Source organism: Ruegeria atlantica, assembly GCF_013033965.1.
GTDB lineage: Bacteria > Pseudomonadota > Alphaproteobacteria > Rhodobacterales > Rhodobacteraceae > Ruegeria > Ruegeria atlantica_D.
This window is the reverse complement of the sequence record NZ_WQFE01000007.1, coordinates 39,409-56,761: the sequence shown is the minus strand read 5'-3', so window position 1 is coordinate 56,761 and position 17,353 is coordinate 39,409. Positions and strand designations below refer to the sequence as shown.

At 56.1% G+C, this 17,353-nt stretch carries 17 protein-coding genes; 10 read left to right on the top strand and 7 right to left on the bottom strand.

Annotated elements, in window-relative coordinates:
* Positions 1–158: 158 nt before the first annotated feature.
* The 5 genes from GOW16_RS13655 to ugpB all read right to left on the bottom strand — a co-directional run bounded on the left by GOW16_RS13655 (position 159) and on the right by ugpB (position 5,272).
* A complete protein-coding gene (locus GOW16_RS13655; protein WP_170415894.1) occupies positions 159–1,103 on the bottom strand; it encodes a glycerophosphodiester phosphodiesterase family protein in 945 nt (314 codons plus the stop codon).
* Complete coding sequence (gene ugpC / locus GOW16_RS13650; protein WP_170415892.1) at positions 1,103–2,158, bottom strand: sn-glycerol-3-phosphate ABC transporter ATP-binding protein UgpC; 1,056 nt, start codon at positions 2,156–2,158, stop codon at positions 1,103–1,105. The genes GOW16_RS13655 and ugpC overlap by 1 nt, the downstream gene beginning before the upstream one ends.
* A 3-nt stretch (positions 2,159–2,161) precedes the next feature.
* Complete coding sequence (gene ugpE, locus GOW16_RS13645; protein WP_170416212.1) at positions 2,162–2,998, bottom strand: sn-glycerol-3-phosphate ABC transporter permease UgpE; 837 nt, start codon at positions 2,996–2,998, stop codon at positions 2,162–2,164.
* A gap of 20 nt (positions 2,999–3,018) precedes the next feature.
* Positions 3,019–3,900, bottom strand: coding sequence for a sn-glycerol-3-phosphate ABC transporter permease UgpA (ugpA, locus tag GOW16_RS13640; protein WP_170415890.1), 882 nt, complete (start codon positions 3,898–3,900; stop codon positions 3,019–3,021).
* Between the two features lie 61 nt (positions 3,901–3,961).
* On the bottom strand, positions 3,962–5,272 hold the full coding sequence (gene ugpB, locus GOW16_RS13635) for a sn-glycerol-3-phosphate ABC transporter substrate-binding protein UgpB (protein ID WP_170415888.1): 1,311 nt from the start codon (positions 5,270–5,272) through the stop codon (positions 3,962–3,964).
* Between the two features lie 179 nt (positions 5,273–5,451).
* Here ugpB and GOW16_RS13630 point away from each other — a divergent pair, with 179 nt between their 5' ends.
* The 10 genes from GOW16_RS13630 (at position 5,452) to iolB (ending at position 15,662) form a co-directional block, all read left to right on the top strand.
* Positions 5,452–6,354: a LysR substrate-binding domain-containing protein gene (locus tag GOW16_RS13630; RefSeq protein WP_170415886.1), complete on the top strand. Its 903-nt coding sequence runs from the start codon at positions 5,452–5,454 to the stop codon at positions 6,352–6,354.
* Positions 6,355–6,400: 46 nt separating this feature from the next.
* The gene (locus GOW16_RS22985; RefSeq protein ID WP_302478069.1) at positions 6,401–6,535 is read left to right on the top strand and encodes a hypothetical protein; all 135 of its coding nucleotides are present in this window, start codon (positions 6,401–6,403) and stop codon (positions 6,533–6,535) included.
* Between the two features lie 129 nt (positions 6,536–6,664).
* The gene (gene iolG, locus GOW16_RS13625) at positions 6,665–7,663 is read left to right on the top strand and encodes an inositol 2-dehydrogenase (protein ID WP_170415884.1); all 999 of its coding nucleotides are present in this window, start codon (positions 6,665–6,667) and stop codon (positions 7,661–7,663) included.
* Positions 7,664–7,799: 136 nt separating this feature from the next.
* Complete coding sequence (locus GOW16_RS13620) at positions 7,800–8,741, top strand: sugar ABC transporter substrate-binding protein (protein ID WP_170415882.1); 942 nt, start codon at positions 7,800–7,802, stop codon at positions 8,739–8,741.
* An 81-nt stretch (positions 8,742–8,822) separates the two neighbouring features.
* Positions 8,823–9,947, top strand: coding sequence for an ABC transporter permease (locus GOW16_RS13615; RefSeq protein ID WP_170415880.1), 1,125 nt, complete (start codon positions 8,823–8,825; stop codon positions 9,945–9,947).
* A 1-nt stretch (position 9,948) separates the two neighbouring features.
* Positions 9,949–10,767, top strand: a complete 819-nt coding sequence (locus tag GOW16_RS13610; RefSeq protein WP_170415878.1) for an ATP-binding cassette domain-containing protein — start codon at positions 9,949–9,951, stop codon at positions 10,765–10,767.
* A gap of 80 nt (positions 10,768–10,847) precedes the next feature.
* The gene (gene iolD / locus GOW16_RS13605; protein ID WP_170415876.1) at positions 10,848–12,680 is read left to right on the top strand and encodes a 3D-(3,5/4)-trihydroxycyclohexane-1,2-dione acylhydrolase (decyclizing); all 1,833 of its coding nucleotides are present in this window, start codon (positions 10,848–10,850) and stop codon (positions 12,678–12,680) included.
* Complete coding sequence (gene iolE, locus GOW16_RS13600) at positions 12,677–13,576, top strand: myo-inosose-2 dehydratase (protein ID WP_170415874.1); 900 nt, start codon at positions 12,677–12,679, stop codon at positions 13,574–13,576. The genes iolD and iolE overlap by 4 nt, the downstream gene beginning before the upstream one ends.
* Before the next feature lie 50 nt (positions 13,577–13,626).
* Positions 13,627–14,808 carry a phytanoyl-CoA dioxygenase family protein gene (locus GOW16_RS13595; RefSeq protein ID WP_170415872.1) on the top strand — a complete coding sequence of 394 codons (1,182 nt, stop codon included), beginning with the start codon at positions 13,627–13,629 and terminating at the stop codon, positions 14,806–14,808.
* A 47-nt stretch (positions 14,809–14,855) separates the two neighbouring features.
* Complete coding sequence (gene iolB, locus GOW16_RS13590; RefSeq protein WP_170415870.1) at positions 14,856–15,662, top strand: 5-deoxy-glucuronate isomerase; 807 nt, start codon at positions 14,856–14,858, stop codon at positions 15,660–15,662.
* A gap of 9 nt (positions 15,663–15,671) precedes the next feature.
* Here iolB and GOW16_RS13585 read toward each other — a convergent pair whose 3' ends face one another.
* On the bottom strand, positions 15,672–16,511 hold the full coding sequence (locus GOW16_RS13585) for a class II fructose-bisphosphate aldolase (protein WP_170415868.1): 840 nt from the start codon (positions 16,509–16,511) through the stop codon (positions 15,672–15,674).
* The gene (locus GOW16_RS13580) at positions 16,508–17,344 is read right to left on the bottom strand and encodes a 5-deoxy-glucuronate isomerase (protein WP_170415867.1); all 837 of its coding nucleotides are present in this window, start codon (positions 17,342–17,344) and stop codon (positions 16,508–16,510) included. The genes GOW16_RS13585 and GOW16_RS13580 overlap by 4 nt, the downstream gene beginning before the upstream one ends.
* Positions 17,345–17,353 lie beyond the last annotated feature (9 nt).

The window sequence follows — 17,353 nt, the reverse complement described above, 5'->3', positions numbered from 1 at the left end:
GTAATTTTTGGCACCTGTGATATTGGATGCGCCGCAGACGAAAAGGTTCCCAAGTTTCTGAAATGGTTTTCCGGCAACCAACTGAGTCGTGGTCAGCTGTTTTAGGTTTCCCGGCGACAAGGAACGTGTTTGGGGCGTTTTTGTGTGGCTCGGCTTTGCTAGTGGGCGGTTCTCCACCTTATACCCAAATCCGACAGATGCCTTTGGACGCGGCCAGGATAGTCAGACACTATTGCATCCACGCCCAGTTCAATCATCCTGCAGATATCATCGTGTTCATTGACGGTCCAAACCGCGACGCACAGGCCTAGCTCTTTTGCCAATGCCACATTTTCAGCTGTCACATCCGCGAAGTACGGGCACCAAAGTGAACCACCGGCTTCCTTGACCAACACTGGGATTTCGTCGCGACGGCCACGAAAGTCCGGACAAACAGCTTTCGAAGAGTCCTCGCCTACGTCGTCTGAGTTATCTGGCAACTGCGTCAAGTAAGAAGAAGGCATATCAGGAGCCTGATGCTGGCATTCCTCCAACAAATTCCAATCAAAGCTGTGCAGGACCGCGCGTGATGACATGCTTTTCGCACGAAGTTCTTGAAGCACGCACTTTACGAATTTCTGCCTATGGGATGCATCATGGGCCAAGTCGGGATCCGACTTAAGTTCGAGCATCAAGCAGGCATTGCCGTATTTTGGACTTTCGACCAGTTCCAGCAAGTTCATAAGCGTCGGAACACGAATACCATCCAATTGAGCCTGATCCGGGAAGCGACGACCATAGGCAGATTGACCGTCCAATCGCCCGATGTCGAATTGCTGAATCTGCTCGACGGTCAGGGACGAGACCTTGGGTTCTTCCCCCGCTAAAAACCGACCAGTGGTATCACGAAAAGTCGGCGCATGTAGCCGGTGGTTGTGGGTTATGACCGGCACGTCATCTGCCGTCAGAACGACATCAAACTCAAGAAGCGGGACATCGATCGACAGTGAAAAGTCAAAGCCGATCATGCTGTTTTCCGGTAGAACGCCTCTTGCCCCGCGATGTCCCACAACCCGGATCAGGTTTTCACCGCCCCGAAAGGCTTCAACCTGTGGAAATGCCATTAGCTTTCCAGCCTTTCGCCCGTCGCGTGGTCAAACAGGTGCATGTTCTCCGCGGCGACCGAAAACCGCATTTTCGGGTGCCGGCCTTCGATCGGGTGGACACCCGGAAGGCTTATCGTAATCGCACCGCCAGAACCGGTAAGCTGGCCGTGCAATAACGTGTTCGCCCCCAATGGTTCGGCCATCTGAATCGCGGCTTCCATCGGACCCTTGTCATCCAACAACAGGTGCTCTGGCCGTATCCCCAGCTTTATCGCGGTATCTGGCCCCGGGGACGCGCCAACTTCTATATCGCCGATTTTGATTGCCCCATTTTCACGCTGGGCTTCAAATACATTCATTGCGGGGCTACCAATGAACTGGGCCGCGAAAAGGGTTCTTGGTGTTTCGTATACCTCTAAGGGCGTTCCAATTTGTTCGGCTATGCCACCATTCATCACGATCATCCGGTCTGCCATCGTCATAGCTTCGACCTGATCGTGAGTAACATACAGCGAGGTGATCCCGAGCTTTTCCTGAAGCTCGCGAATTTCCAAACGCATCTGAACCCGCAGCTTGGCGTCTAGGTTCGAGAGCGGCTCATCAAACAGGAAAACTGCCGGTTCACGTACGATGGCACGACCCATTGCCACCCTTTGGCGTTGACCGCCTGACAATTGCCGCGGCTTGCGGTCCAGCAAGGCTTCAAGCTGCAGTAGCTTGGCCGCCTCGGTAACTTTTTGATCGATTTGATCTTTGGGCAACCCGGCAATTTTCAGGCCATAACCCATGTTCTGGCGCACGGACATATGCGGATAAAGCGCATAGTTCTGGAACACCATGGCGATGTCGCGATCCATCGGTTCCTTCTCGTTGGCCCGTTCTTCGCCGATCCGAATTTCTCCGGAGGTTATCGTTTCAAGCCCCGCCACCATCCGCAAAAGCGTGGATTTCCCACAACCCGAGGGGCCGACGATCACGATGAACTCTCCATCTGCGATATGGACATCGATTCCGTGGATCACATCCGTCGGGCCGAAGCTCTTTTTGACATTCTCAAGGGTTACTGTTGCCATTTCTTATTTCTCGCTATCGACAAGGCCGCGGACAAAGAGCTTTTGCATCGACACCACCACGATGACCGGAGGGATCATCGCCAGAATTGAAGTCGCCATGATTGTCGGCCAGTGCGCAAAGTCGTCTCCGGACGGGAACATTTGCTTGATGCCCATCACGATGGTGTTCATTTCAGGATCTGTCGTGATCAGCAGCGGCCACAAGTATTGGTTCCAGCCATATATGAACAGGATCACGAACAGCGCCGCGATATTGGTCCGGCTCATGGGCACCACGATGTCGATGAAAAATCGCATGGGGCGCGCGCCATCCACGCGGGCGGCTTCGGCCAACTCATCCGGGATTGTCAGAAAGAACTGACGGAACAGGAACGTTGCAGTTGCAGAGGCGATCAGTGGGAAGATCAGCCCGTAATAGCTGTTGAGCATGCCAAACCCCGCTACAACCTCGAAGGTGGGAACGATCCGCACTTCAACCGGTAACATCAGGGTCAGGAAGATCAGCCAAAAAAATGTCGTCCGGCCGGGAAACTTGAAATAGACGATCGCAAAAGCGGACAGTAGCGAGATGACTATTTTACCCACAGCAATGCCAATGGCCATCACCAGACTGTTGAACAACATCGTCGCGACGGGCACGTTAATACCCGAGAACAGCGCCGCCTTGTAGTTCACCCAAAACTGATCGCCCGGCACAACTGGCATGGGCGGTGAGACGATATCGGCTTGTGTCACGGTCGAAGCCACAAAGGCCAGCCAGATCGGGAAAAAGATGATCAGAACGCCAAGTATCATGAACGCATGGGTCAACCAGATGCCCGCGCCGCGCTTTTCGACCATTCCGTGTTGTTGGGCCGCCATCAGTAATGCACCCTCTTTTCCACGTATTTGAACTGGATCACGGTCAGCAGGCCGACCACGATCAGCAGAATGACCGATTGCGCCGAGGATGAGCCAAGGTCTTGTCCGACAAACCCGTCTGAGAAGACCTTGTAGACAAGAATCGTAGTCGCCTGTTGCGGGCCGCCGCCGGTGATTGTGTGGATAACGCCAAAGGTTTCAAAGAAGGCGTAAACAACGTTGACTACCAGCAAGAAGAAGGCTGTCGGGGATAGCAGCGGCAATACAATCGTGAAGAACCGGCGCCAGAAATGGGCCCCGTCGATCGCCGCAGCCTCGATGACCGAGCGGGGTACGGATTGAAGCGCTGCAAAGAAGAACAGGAAGTTATAGCTGATGCGGCCCCAGGCCGAGGCGACAACAACCAACCCCATAGCTTCGGTATCATTCAAGACATGGTTCCAGTCATAACCAAGCTGGCTGAGATACCATGACACCACGCCGACGCGTGTATTGAACATGAATAGCCACAGCACACCGGCTACGGCGGGGGCAACTGCGTAAGGCCAAATCAGCAATGTCCGATAAACGCCCGACCCTTTGATCAGCCGGTCTGCGATAACCGCCAGAAACAGCGCCGGGATCATCGAACAGAGTGTTACAAGCGTCGAAAACACGGCCGTTGTGACGAAAGAAGCGCGATAATACTTGTCGCTGAGCAGGAATTCAAAGTTTCCCAGCCCCACAAACTGAGATGACAGGCCGAAGGGGTCAGGTATGAACAGAGACTGCCAAACGGCCTGACCAGCGGGATAAAAGAAGAAGACGGCGGAGATGATGACCTGAGGGGCGATCAGCGCCAATGGCAACAGCCAGCCGCGAAAAGTGACGCGTTTTTCCATCCTGAAAACCCACCGAAGAAGGAAAATGCGGGCCTTAAGAGGGCCCGCATGAAATTACGACTTATTGATTGGCGGATTCGAACCGGCGCAGCAGCGCATCACCGCGTTCTTTTGCGCTGTCCATCGCTTCCTGAGCGGTTTTTTCGCCGGACCAGACGGCTTCAAGCTCTTCGTCGATGATGCCGCGGATCTGGTCGAAGGATCCGAGCCGAAGACCTTTGGAATTCGCAGTCGGCTCTTTCGCGGTCATCTGAATAACGGCGATGTCGGTGCCGGGGTTTTCGTCATAGAAGCCCGCTGCTCGGGTCACCTCACCCGCTTCAGCCGTGATCGGAAGATAACCCGTGTTCTGGTGCCAATTGGCTTGAACGTCGGACGAGGACAGGAAGCTCAAGAATTCACCAACGCCTTTGTACTCTTCGGGATCATGGCCTTCCATAACCCAAAGGGATGCACCACCGATAATGGTGTTTTGCGGCTCGCTGGTGACAGCTTCCCAATAGGGCAGGGGACGCACGTCAAAATCAAACTCGGCCTCTGCTTTGATGCCCGCGTATCCGGCAGAGCTTTCGGTGAACAAAGCACACTCACCTGACCGGAAGTTAGCTCCACCCTCGTTTCTGCGTCCGGTGTAGATGAACTTGCCATCCTTGGCCCAGTCGCCCATCGCGGTCAGGTGTGCCACTTGCGCCGGGCCGTTCAGCATCAGCTCGGTATCCAGACCGGCAAAGCCGTTGTCCTGTGAGGCAAACGGGACGTCGTGATAGGCCGACATGTTTTCAAGGTGAATCCAGCTTTGCCACGCGGTGACCAGCGGGCAGTCTTCTCCGCCAGCTTTCAGCTGCTCAAGCACGTCACCAACTTTTTCCCAAGTGGACAGGTCCGTGTCAGGATCGACTCCTGCCGCCTCGAACGCGTTGCGGTTGACCCACAGAACCGGTGTGGACGAGTTGAAGGGCAGCGAAAGCATGTCACCGTCAGTGGTCGTATAATACCCTTTGACAGAGCCAATATATGCGTCCGGATCAAATGACGCGCCGCTTTCTGCCATCACTTCATAGACCGGCCTGATCGCGCCTTCGGCCGACATCATCGTAGCGGTGCCAACTTCAAAGACCATCAGGACGTGCGGTTGTTCACCAGCGCGGAAGGCGGCGATGCCCGCGTTCAGGGTTTCCGAGTAGTTTCCTTTGTGGCTTTCGACTACGACAAACTCATCCTGGCTGGCGTTAAACTCTTCAACCTGAGCTTTCACCAGTTCACCCAGCCGCCCTGTGAAGGCATGCCAGAACTGGACTTCGGTTTGCGCCATTGCCGCCACCGGGGACAAGGCAGTTGTGACGGCGAGAGCGCCGAGAAAATTCTTTTTCATGATTCCTCCCATGCATCAGGCTCGATGCTTCGTTGAATACCGACCGCAACGCGTAATCGGCACACATGACGATTTCACGACGTTAACGTTACAGTTTTATAATTCAAGCATTTATTTTTTGAGAAAAACATAACATAACATTATGCAGTAAGTAAGCAGACAACGAAATCGGTTGGAAAATGAGTCAAACTTTGAGGATCCGACAGCTGGAAGCGCTTATGGCGGTATCCACAAATGGCTCGGTAACGGCGGCAGCGATGGACCTTGGGGTCAGTCAACCCGCCGTCAGCAGGCTCCTATCCGATCTTGAAAAATCACTTGGGTTTCAACTTTTTGACCGGCGCGAGGGTCGATTGGTTCCAACGCAGGAGGTGCGTTATCTGCAACCCAGCGTAGAGCGTGTTCTGGAGTTGATGAAGCAGATTTCGGATGTCAGCCAAGACATCACGCAACGAAAAGCCGGTCATATCCGCGTGGCCTGCCTGCCTGGATTTGCCACCAGTCACCTGCCAAACGTCGTCGCCGATTTTCTCAAAAACCGGCCCGGCGTCACCATGACGATCGAGCCTGACAGGCCGGAACGCATTCTGGAATGGATGATCGGCGAGCAATATGACTTTGGGATCACCGACGGCTTTAATGGCCATCCGGCCGTGGAAAGCAGAAACATCAATGTGCGCACAGTTTGTGTGTTCCCCAAGGGTCACGATCTTGAACACGTCCCAGAAGTGACGCCAGCCGACCTTGCGCATGCGAAAATCATCCATACGCGACGTGATAGCGACTTTTTTGCACGCCTTTCCAAGGCGTTTCTAAATGCCAATGTCGAACTGAACTCGCATATCGAGGTCAGGCAATTCACGGCGGCATGTGAACTGGCCGTGAAAGGTGTGGGCGTTTCTGTCGTGAGCGAACTGGATGCCGTACAGTACACTGCGCATGGGCTAAGTTATCGACCTTTCAAGCCGTTTTTACCGCATACCCTTTCACTCGTACGCCCGATTTTGAAGCAACCGTCGCTGGTGACCCTGGAGTTCATCGAACTGTTTCAAGAAAGCCTTGAGGTTTTCAAAGCAGATTGATCACCCTCAATTCGGTTGTTTTGATTCCTGTGATTGGTGTGTCGGATTGCGTTACATCGCATTCGGTATTTGGCGCGGAAACTCTCCTGTTGTTCTGACGGGTCACCGTATCGGCGGGCGGAAATCACTCTATTGCCCGATTGGCCTGACGTTCACCGAAGATAGCGCTGCCGCCGACTGACAAGAGCAAGGGTTTTGCTAGCGTGCGATCCAAGCCGCGCTAGTGGATTTCTATCTGTCCAAAATTAAATCTTGCAACCGGTTGCAAAAATCATGATGGTGTCATCGAAGAATTGATTCGAGGAACCGTATGCTAAAAATCGGATTGCTGGGGGCTGGACGAATTGGTCGCGTGCATGCGGAAGCAATTTCGGCGCACCCCCAAACCGAAATGACGGCTATTTCAGACGCGGTGAATGCCGCTGCTGTTGATTTGGCTGGGGAATACGGAGCCAGAGTACAAAGCTCGGAAGAGATTATCGGTGATGCAACAATAGATGCGGTTCTGATCGCAACGCCAACCGACACTCATTCCGAACTGATCGAGGCGGCAACACAGGCCGGAAAAGCGGTTCTGTGTGAAAAACCCGTCGACCTGGACCTTGAGCGAGCGAAGATTTGCCAAAAGGCTGCCGCCGCAACTGGTCAACCGGTCATGCTGGGTTTCAATCGTCGCTTCGACCCCAATTTTCAAGCGCTGAAAGCTGCCTTTGATTCAGGCGAAGTGGGGAAAGCCGAGCTGTTGTCAATTACGTCGTTTGATCCGGCACCGCCTCCGGTGAGCTACGTCAAGGTATCCGGTGGTTTGTACCGGGACATGATGATCCATGATTTTGATATGTCCAATTACCTGATGGGGCAGATGCCCGTCACGATTTCAGCCGTGGGAACCTCGGTTGTTGATCCGGAGATTGGGCAAGCTGGAGACGTGGATACAGCCGTCGTAACAATGACTTACGCGGACGGAAGTCTGGCTGTCATCAAGAATTCGCGACGGGCGGCCTACGGGTATGATCAACGGGTCGAATTGCTTGGGTCACAGGGGCTTTTGCAGGCGCATAATATCCTTGAGAATTCGGTTGTTAAGTCTACGGCTGACGGTGTGACGGGCGCAAAGCCCACATATTTTTTTCTTGAGCGCTATATGTCTGCTTACCGTGCCGAATGGGATGCGTTTACCCGCGCTGTTCAATCCGGGTCGGACATGCCGGTGACGCTCAAGGACGGCGTCGCGGCGTTGGCGATGGCCGAAGCCGCAACACGTTCGGCGCGGTCCGGACGGCCGGTTGCAATGGAGGAAGTTTTTTGAAACCGGTTGCAAAATGATCGGAATTCCGGAAACTGAGGGAAGCCCGATCACGGATCGGAGCGAAGGAGATTCGGTTTAGCCGAATGGCCGGGCTGACCCGGCGACAAGTTTGACTTTTCTATTGGGAGGAATGGAAATGAAGAAGTTCGTAAAAGGGGTGCTGATGGCCAGCGCAGTCGCATTTGCCGGTGCCACCGGCGTTGCGGCAGAAGGCGAGAAGTACATTCTGGTCAGCCATGCTCCGGACAGCGACAGCTGGTGGAACACCATCAAAAACGGTATTGCCCTGGCGGGCGATCAGATGGGGGTTGAGGTCGAATACCGCAATCCGCCAACCGGCGACCTTGCCGACATGGCGCGGATCATCGATCAGGCTGCGGCATCGGGGCCGAATGGCATCATCACAACTCTGGCTGATCCGGATATTCTGGAAGGCCCGATTAAGGCTGCCGTGGATTCCGGCATTGACGTTATCATCATGAACACCGGTACGCCGGAAAAAGCGCGCGAAGTTGGTGCGCTGATGTATGTCGGCCAACCGGAATATGACGCGGGTTTTGCTGCAGGTCAGCGGGCCAAAGATGATGGTATCGGTTCTTTCCTGTGTGTGAACCACTACATCGTGCAGCCATCCAGTCAAGAACGCTGTCAGGGCTTTGCAGATGGCCTGGGCATCGAACTCGGTGAGCAGATGATCGACGCAGGCCAGGACCCGGCCGAGATCAAGAACCGTGTTCTAGCGTACTTGTCGGCGAACCCCGAAACGGACGCCGTTCTGACGCTCGGCCCGACCTCGGCAGACCCGACCATTCTGGCGCTGGAAGAGAACGGCATGGCCGGCGACATCTATTTTGGCACCTTCGATCTGGGTGGTGAGATCGTCAAAGGCATCAAAAGCGGCGTGATCCAGTGGGGCATCGACCAGCAGCCCTTCCTGCAGGCCTACCTGCCTGTCGTCGTAATGGCGAACTACCACCGTTATGGCGTGCTGCCGGGCAACAACATCAACTCGGGACCAGGTTTCGTAACCGCGGACGGGTTGGAAAAGATCGAAGAGTTTGCGGGCGAATACCGCTGATCTTCAAAATGGTGCGGACGCCGAATGTGTGTCCGCACCACCTGATGCAAGCATTCAGACGCACGCGCCAAGGAGGCAACAATGGCTGAGTCAGCGCAATCCGCAGTTGGTGGTGACGAGCGGATAAAAGAGATCTCACCCCTGCGCCGGGCCCTGATCCGCCCAGAATTGGGCGGTATGGTTGGTACCGTTGCGGTCTTCACGTTTTTCCTGCTGTTTGCTTTTGACAGCGGCATGTTCACCAGTCAGGGCGTGATGAACTGGTCCGTGGTTTCTGCGCAGTTCATGATCATCGCCGTTGGTGCTTGTTTGCTCATGATCGCAGGTGAGTTTGACCTGTCCGTCGGCTCGATGATCGGGTTTGCGGGCATGATGATCGCGATCTTCTCAGTCACGCTCAGCTGGCCGGTTTGGATGGCCATCATCGTGACCTTTGCGCTTTGTGTCTCGATCGGGGCAGTCAACGGGTACATCGTCGTACGCACCGGATTGCCCAGCTTTATCGTGACGCTGGCCTTCCTGTTCATCCTGCGCGGCTTCACCATCTACCTGCCCCAGACCATCGAACGGAAGACCATCATTGGCGGTATCCGGGACGTGGCCGAGGGTGACTGGCTCGCGTCCATCTTCGGCGGTAAAGTCGGGCAAGGCTTTTTCGTCTGGCTTGGTGACAACGGCCTAATCGAGACTTTTGAGCGCGGTACGCGCCAAGGGCAGCCCGTGGTTGATGGCATTCCGATGCTGCTGATCTGGGCGCTGGCGATCATTATCTTTGGCCACGTGCTGCTGACAAAAACAAAATTCGGAAATTGGATCTTTGCCTCGGGCGGTGACGCCGAAGCCGCGCGGAACTCTGGTGTTCCTGTGAACCGGGTCAAAATCCTGATGTTCATGTTCACAGCCTTCTGCGCGACAGTTTTTGCAACCTGTCAGGTCATGGAATTTGGCTCGGCCGGAGCGGATCGCGGGTTGCTGAAGGAATTCGAGGCGATCATCGCAGTGGTGATCGGTGGCGCACTGCTGACCGGCGGATACGGCTCGGTTCTGGGGGCGGCTCTTGGGGCGCTGATCTTTGGCGTGGTGCAGCAGGGACTGTTCTTTGCTGGGGTCGAAAGCTCACTATTCCGGGTGTTCCTGGGCGTGATCCTGCTGGGTGCTGTGATCCTCAACACCTACATCCGTCGCATCATCACAGGAGAACGCTGAGATGACCGAAGATTCCAAATTCCATCACGGCGATACAAATGCTCAAGAACCGATCATCCGGATGATCGACATCCAAAAGCACTTTGGCTCTGTGATCGCTCTTGCCGGGGTCAGCTTTGATCTGAAGCCAGGGGAGTGTCACTGTCTGCTGGGCGATAATGGTGCAGGCAAATCGACTTTCATCAAGACCATGTCCGGGGTCCACAAGCCGACCGCGGGTGAGATCATCTTTGAAGATAAGCCGATGCATTTTGAAGACCCGCGCGATGCGATCGAAGCCGGTATCGCAACGGTGCACCAACATCTGGCGATGATCCCGTTGATGAGTGTCAGTCGAAATTTCTTCATGGGCAATGAGCCAACTCGCAAGGTCGCAGGGATCAATTTCTTCGACAAGAAACTTGCTGACGAAATCACCATGGAAGAAATGCGCAAGATGGGCATCAACCTGCGTGGCCCTGATCAGGCTGTGGGTACGTTGTCAGGCGGAGAGCGCCAGACAGTTGCTATTGCACGCGCAGTGCATTTTGGTGCCAAGATCCTAATCCTGGACGAGCCGACTTCGGCGCTGGGTGTGCGCCAGACTTCGAACGTTCTAGCGACCATCGACAAAGTGCGCAGTCAGGGTGTGGGTGTGGTTTTTATTAGCCACAATGTGCGCCATGCATTGGCCGTCGGCGACAGGTTTACTGTGTTGAACCGGGGTCAAACGCTGGGCACGGCCAAACGCGGCGAAATTTCGCCCGAAGAATTGCAAGACCTGATGGCAGGTGGTCAGGAATTGGCCGAGCTGGAAGGGTCTTTGGGCGGAACGGTCTGACGCGGTCCCGCGCAGACCCAGCTTTCGAAAACTGGTATTCAACGGACTGGCCGGGTGGCCTTGTGTTGAAAGGGATCAATATGGGCAAAACTATCAGACTGACCGCAGCGCAAGCTCTGGTCCGCTATCTGGGCGCGCAAATGAACGAGGCCGGAGAGCCGTTTATCGCAGGCGTCTGGGCTATTTTCGGCCACGGTAACGTGGCCGGTTTGGGTGAGGCGCTGCACGCTGTGAAAGACAGCCTGCCGACCTATCGCGGCCATAACGAACAGACAATGGCGCATTGTGCCATTGCCTATGCCAAGCAAATGCGGCGCACGCGGGCGATGGCGGTGACCTCGTCCATCGGGCCGGGTGCGACCAATATGGTGACAGCCGCTGCGCTGGCGCATGTGAACCGCTTGCCGGTTCTGATTATTCCTGGCGACGTATTTGCAACGCGTGGCCCCGACCCGGTGTTGCAGCAAATCGAGAGTTTTGGCGACGGAACAGTCAGCGCTAACGATTGCTTTAAACCCGTCAGCCGGTACTTCGACCGCATCTCGCGGCCGGAACATCTGCTGACCGCGTTGCCGCGGGCGTTCCGCACCATGACGGACCCTGCCGATTGTGGCCCGGCGACACTGGCCTTTTGTCAGGATGTGCAGGCCGAGGCCTATGATTACCCCGAAAGCTTCTTTGAGCCGCGCGTCTGGTATCAGCGCCGCATCCGCCCGGATGAAGGCGAACTGGCCCGCGCTGTCGCGGCCATCAAGGCGGCAAAGCGCCCGGTAATCGTGGCCGGAGGCGGTGTTCATTACTCTGACGCGACCGATGCGCTGCAGAGTTTTGTGGAAACACACAATATCCCGATTACGGAAACGCAGGCTGGTAAGTCCGCCTTGGCGTGGGACCACCCGCTGAACCTTGGACCGGTGGGTGTGACTGGTGGCGAGCCGGCTAACTCGATCTGTTCCGAGGCGGATCTGGTGCTGGCGGTCGGCTCTCGCCTCCAGGATTTCACCACCGGCTCGTGGGGCCTGTTTTCGAACCCTGAACGTGAGATGATCTGCCTGAATACGGCCGCCTACGATGTGGACAAACACGGCGCGGTGCCGCTGCAATCAGACGCACGGGTCGGGTTGGAAGAGCTGGGCGCGGCGCTGCAGGGATACCGCGCTAATCCTGTGGCGGATACGCTAAAGGCGGAATGGTATGGCAAGGTCGACAAGCTGACGGATGCCCCCGGCGACGGCAATGCGCTGCCGACCGATATGCAGGTGGTCGGCGCGGTTCAACGAGCCTCGAACAACGATACTGTCGTCATGTGCGCGGCGGGCACCATGCCCGGAGAGCTGCACAAGCTGTGGAAAGCCCCGCGTCCCGGTGCCTATCACATGGAGTACGGCTTTAGCTGCATGGGCTATGAAATTGCCGGCGCTATGGGCATCAAGACGGCCCAGCCTGATCGTGACGTGATCTGCTTTACTGGTGACGGCACCTACATGATGGCGAATTCGGAAATGGCTTCGGCGGCGATGATGGGTATCTCGTTCACCGTGGTGATCACCGATAACCGGGGCTTTGGCTGCATCAACCGTTTGCAGATGGGCACTGGTGGGGCAGAGTTTAACAATCTGCTGGATCACGCGGTGCACGAAACGCCCTCGGCCATCGATTTTGCCGCCCACGCGGCGGCGATGGGGGCGACCTCGGTCAAGGTCAGCTCGATTGCCGAGCTGGAAGACGCGCTTGCCAAACGTGGCGATGTCAAAGGCCCTTACGTGGTGGTCATCGACACCGATCCGTACCCGTCGACCGAATACGGCGGCACGTGGTGGGAAGTTGCGGTGCCCGAGGTCAGCATCCGCCCCGAAGTGAACGAAAAACGCGCAGCCTATGAGCTGGCGATTAAGGAAAGAAACACGAAATGAGCGTGAAAATCGGGATTTCTCCGATCGCCTGGCAAAATGACGATTTGCCGGACCTGACGGCGGCGTACACGATGGAACAGGCCCTGAAAGAGGCGCGCGAGATCGGGTACACCGGTGTCGAGCGTGGTCAGCGGATGCCCAGCGATACTGAAGGGCTGCGTGCCTATCTGGAAGGCAATGACATCGCGCTCTGTGGCGGGTGGTGCTCGGGTGCCTCGCTGGTCAATGATTTTGCGGCAGAACGCGAAGCTGTGCGGGAGCAGGTTGAACAGTTTGTTGCGCTGAGCAGCCCATGTATCGTCTATGCCGAATGCTCAAACACCGTTCAGGGTCTGGCTGGCACGCCGGTGAACCACCGACCCAAGCTGTCCAAAGACGAAGTGTTGGCTTATGCCGCCAAGATCACTGAGCTGGCCAAATGGATGGCCGACCAAGGTATGCCGATGGCCTATCATCATCACATGGGCACCATCATCGAGACCGAGGATGACGTGAACTGGTTGATGGAAGGTTCGGGTCCCGAGGTGAACTTGTGCTTTGATACCGGTCACCTGCTTTTCGGGGGCGGGGACGTGATGGCGACCCTCAACCGCTGGGGCGACCGTGTGCACCATGTGCATTTCAAAGATATCCGCCCGGCTGTGGTGCAGGACGTAAAGGACAATGATCGCAGCTTTCTGGACGCGGTCGTCGGCGGAGCGTTCACCGTGCCGGGTGACGGTTGTATCGACTTTCAGGCCGTAGCGAACGCCCTTAAGTCCATGAGCTACGACGGCTGGATTGTGGTTGAGGCCGAACAGGATCCGGCTAAGGCTCCGCCGTATGAATACTCCAAGAAAGGCTACGAGCACATCCTCGACGTTTGCGGGCGGGCAGGATTGGAGGTTCGGGCTTAAAAACACTCCCTGTGGGGTTAACACCGAAGCCATGAAAAAGGAGAACTCTCATGGTAAATCAGGAACTAGGTTTTGTCGGCTATTTCGACCGGGAATCCTGTGATCTGGATGAATTCAAGGTGTTGACCTCGCAAAACCTTTTGGCCGCGGACGTCCCGCACGCCGCCGCGATCGAAAAAAATGTTCCAATCTACGATATGTACGCGCTGCGCCCTGCACTGGAGGACACCGGTAAGCGCAAAGCTCTGCTGGCAGAGTGGGGGCATGTTTTGAACAATTTGGCGGGTGTGATTGTTCTGAAAACTGCGTTCGCTGATACCTCTGTTATTGATCGCGCCACCGATGTCTTTCGCCAGATCATAATTGACGAAAGACAAAGCGACGCGGGCGAGGGCGATCACTTTGCCGCGTCCGGGGCCAATGATCGGATATGGAACGCCCTGCAAAAGCAATGTCTGCGTGACCCCGAGGGCTTTGCGCTCTATTTCGGGAATACGGCTGTTGCTGCAGCCTGCGAGGCATGGTTGGGGCCGAATTATCAAGTTACCGCGCAGATCAATCAGGTGCGTCCAGGTGGAAAGGCGCAACAGGCGCACAGGGATTACCACCTTGGGTTTCAAAGTGCGGGTAGCGCTGCGCGCTATCCCGCGCACGCGCATCTGGTCACAGCATCACTAACGTTGCAGGGGGCGGTTGCCCATTGCGACATGCCGATTGAAAGCGGCCCGACCAAACTGCTCCCTTTTTCGCAGCTTTATCCCCCGGGCTATCTGGCGTTTCACGACGAAGATCATCGCGCATATTTCGAGAACAGCTATATCCAGCTGGCACTGGACAAGGGGGATGCTGTGTTCTTTAACCCTGCGCTGTTTCATGCCGCTGGTGAGAACTGCAGTGCAGATATCGACCGGATGGCGAACCTGTTACAGATCTCGTCCGCCTTTGGCCGCGCGATGGAAGCAATTGACCGAAGGTCCATGTCTGAGGCGGTGTTCCCCTGGCTCGTCGCGTTGAAACAGCGGGGCGTGTTGGTAGGTGCCGAATTGGATGCGGCCATCGCCGCCACGGCCGAGGGATATCCGTTCCCGACCAATCTGGATACGGACCCGCCTGTAGGGGGCAACGCACCGGAAAGTCAGGCCGATATTCTGCGTCGCGCTGTGTCTGAAGGCTGGACCGAAACACAACTGTCCGAGACGTTCTCGGCGCTGCAAACAAGGCAAGCTGCCTGAGGGAATACGGGCGGGCTTTCCAGCCCGCCTTACACGGAGAAAAACACATGGCCGATCTGCTCAAAAAGCCCTTTGGGACCAGAGGTAAAGTGCACGACATCACTCCGGCCAGTGCCGGTTGGCGTTATGTGGGGTTTGGGCTTTACCACCTTCGGGCAGGCGATACAGTGGCCGAGGCGACGGGTGATCGCGAGGTCATTCTGGTCATTGTCGAGGGCAAGGCTCGTATCGCCGGAGCTGACCGCGACTGGGGTATTCTGGGCGATCGGATGAACGTTTTTGAAAAGACGCCGCCGCATTGTCTTTATCTTCCAAACGGCGCCGAATGGACGGCCACGGCCGAAACGGATTGCGTGATTGCGGTGTGTTCTGCCCCTGGCAAAGGTGGCCACGCTGCGCGTCGCATCGGCCCCGATGGCATAACCCTGACCGAGCGCGGTAGGGGCGTGAACACGCGCTATATCAACAACATAGCGATGGAGAATGAGGACTATGCCGATAGTCTGCTGGTGACCGAAGTGTTTACGCCAAACGGGCATTGGTCATCATATCCCAGCCACCGTCATGACGAGGATGATTTTCCGCGGATCACATATTTGGAAGAGACCTACTATCATCGCCTGAACCCGGCGAACGGGTTCGGGATTCAGCGTGTCTATACCGATGATGGGCAGTTGGACGAGACAATGGCGGTATCGGACGGCGATGTGGTATGCGTTCCCCGCGGTCATCATCCCTGCGGTGCACCTTATGGGTTCGAGATGTACTATCTGAACGTTATGGCCGGCCCCCTGCGCAAATGGCGCTTTGTTCCGGCCCCCGAAGTTGAATGGATCATGGAGCGCGACGCGTAACGCCCACGCTTACCTTTGCGCGGGCGCACCAAAGGCCCGAATGACCATACGGGCCGCGGCCTCGACCGGGTCGTGGGTCTCTTTCAGGATCGCAACACGGTCAAATCTGTCAGTGTCGTGGTTGACTGCCTCGCGCAGCGCGTTGCCGAAAGCCATACGCAGCTCGGTGCCAATATTGAATTTGCAGATCGACGTTTCCCGCGCCAAACGGCTGCGCTGTTCCACAGGCACGCCCGAGCCGCCATGAATGACAAGCGGAACCTCAGTCGCGGCATCGATTTCGGCGATGCGTTCCTCGTCCAAACCGCCTTCTTTGTTCTGTTGCAAGTGGACGTTTCCGACTGAGATGGCCATCGCGTCGACACCGCTTTCGCGGGCAAACTGTGCGGCCTCGGTTGGGTCAGTCCCGTTTGATCCTTCGCCACCTGAATAGCCGACAAACCCGATCTCACCTTCGCAAGAAATACCTGCGGCGTGGGCCATTTCGGCAATGGCAGCAGTTTCGTCGATGTTTTGCTGAAGTGGCTTGCGTGACCCGTCAAACATGAGCGATGTGAACCCGCTGTCCAATGCGATCTTGCAGTCCTCGAACGTATAACCATGATCCAGATGCGCCACGACCGGAACCGAGGCATTTTTGGCCAGATAGCGAAACATTTCGCCCAGAACAGGCAGCGGCGTGTGTTCGCGGCAGCTGGGGCCAGCCTGCAGGATCACCGGGGCGTTTTCAGCCTCGGCCGCGGCCACATAAGCGCGCATGTCTTCCCAGCCCAGTGTGACCAAACCGCCGACGGCGTAGCCTTGCTTATAAGCGGGGGTCAGGACGTCTTTCAGAGTGACTAGGGTCATTTGAACTTTGCAATCATATCTTTGATGCCAGGAATTGTCTCGATCTGGTAGGCATGCGTTGGTTGGAAAAATTGCACCAACGAGCGCTGGCTGAGGCCGCCAAGAATGGTGAAATAGTACATCTCGTACCCCGGAAGCACGCAGCACGGGTGATAGCCATTGTCGATACAGATCGTGGATCCGTCGACGATGTGGTACGCGTCGCCCGGCTCGTTATCCTCACGTTGCAACATCTGCAGACCTGACCCCCACTTGGGTTTGAAGCGGAAATTGTAGGTCTCGTCATGACGTGTCTCGTCCGGAAGACGGTTGGTGTCGTGTTTATGGCTGGGGAACCCGGACCAGCCGCCCTGACCAACGGTGAAAAGCTCGCTGACCAGAAGGCGTCCGACTTTGTCGTGCTGTTTTTGCCCGAGGATGTGTTTAATCTTGCGATGCGTTTTGGTGTCATCGCTGCCGTATTGAACCAAATCGTGTTCGCGAACATCGAAGGGTTCCAGCACCTTGTCGTATTTGGCGCCCGCTACGAAAACCTCGGCCTCGGCGGACACACAAACCAGTTGGGCTTTCGCACCAACCGGTACGTAAACGCCTTCTGGGTCACCATCCCAGACATCCTCGCCCCGATTGCCGAGCTTGGCGAATTGCACGCCTTCTACATCGACATCAACACTGCCGGTGGCCGGGACGATGCAGGTCTCATAGCCCGGCACCTGATACTCGAACGCTTCGCCTTTTTTCAGTTTGACGATGTTGAAGTAGTTCAGCGGAACGGTTGAATCCTCGGCGTCGACGATCGGTTTGTTCTGATTGTCATAGGGAGCGATGTGCATGAGGGGTTC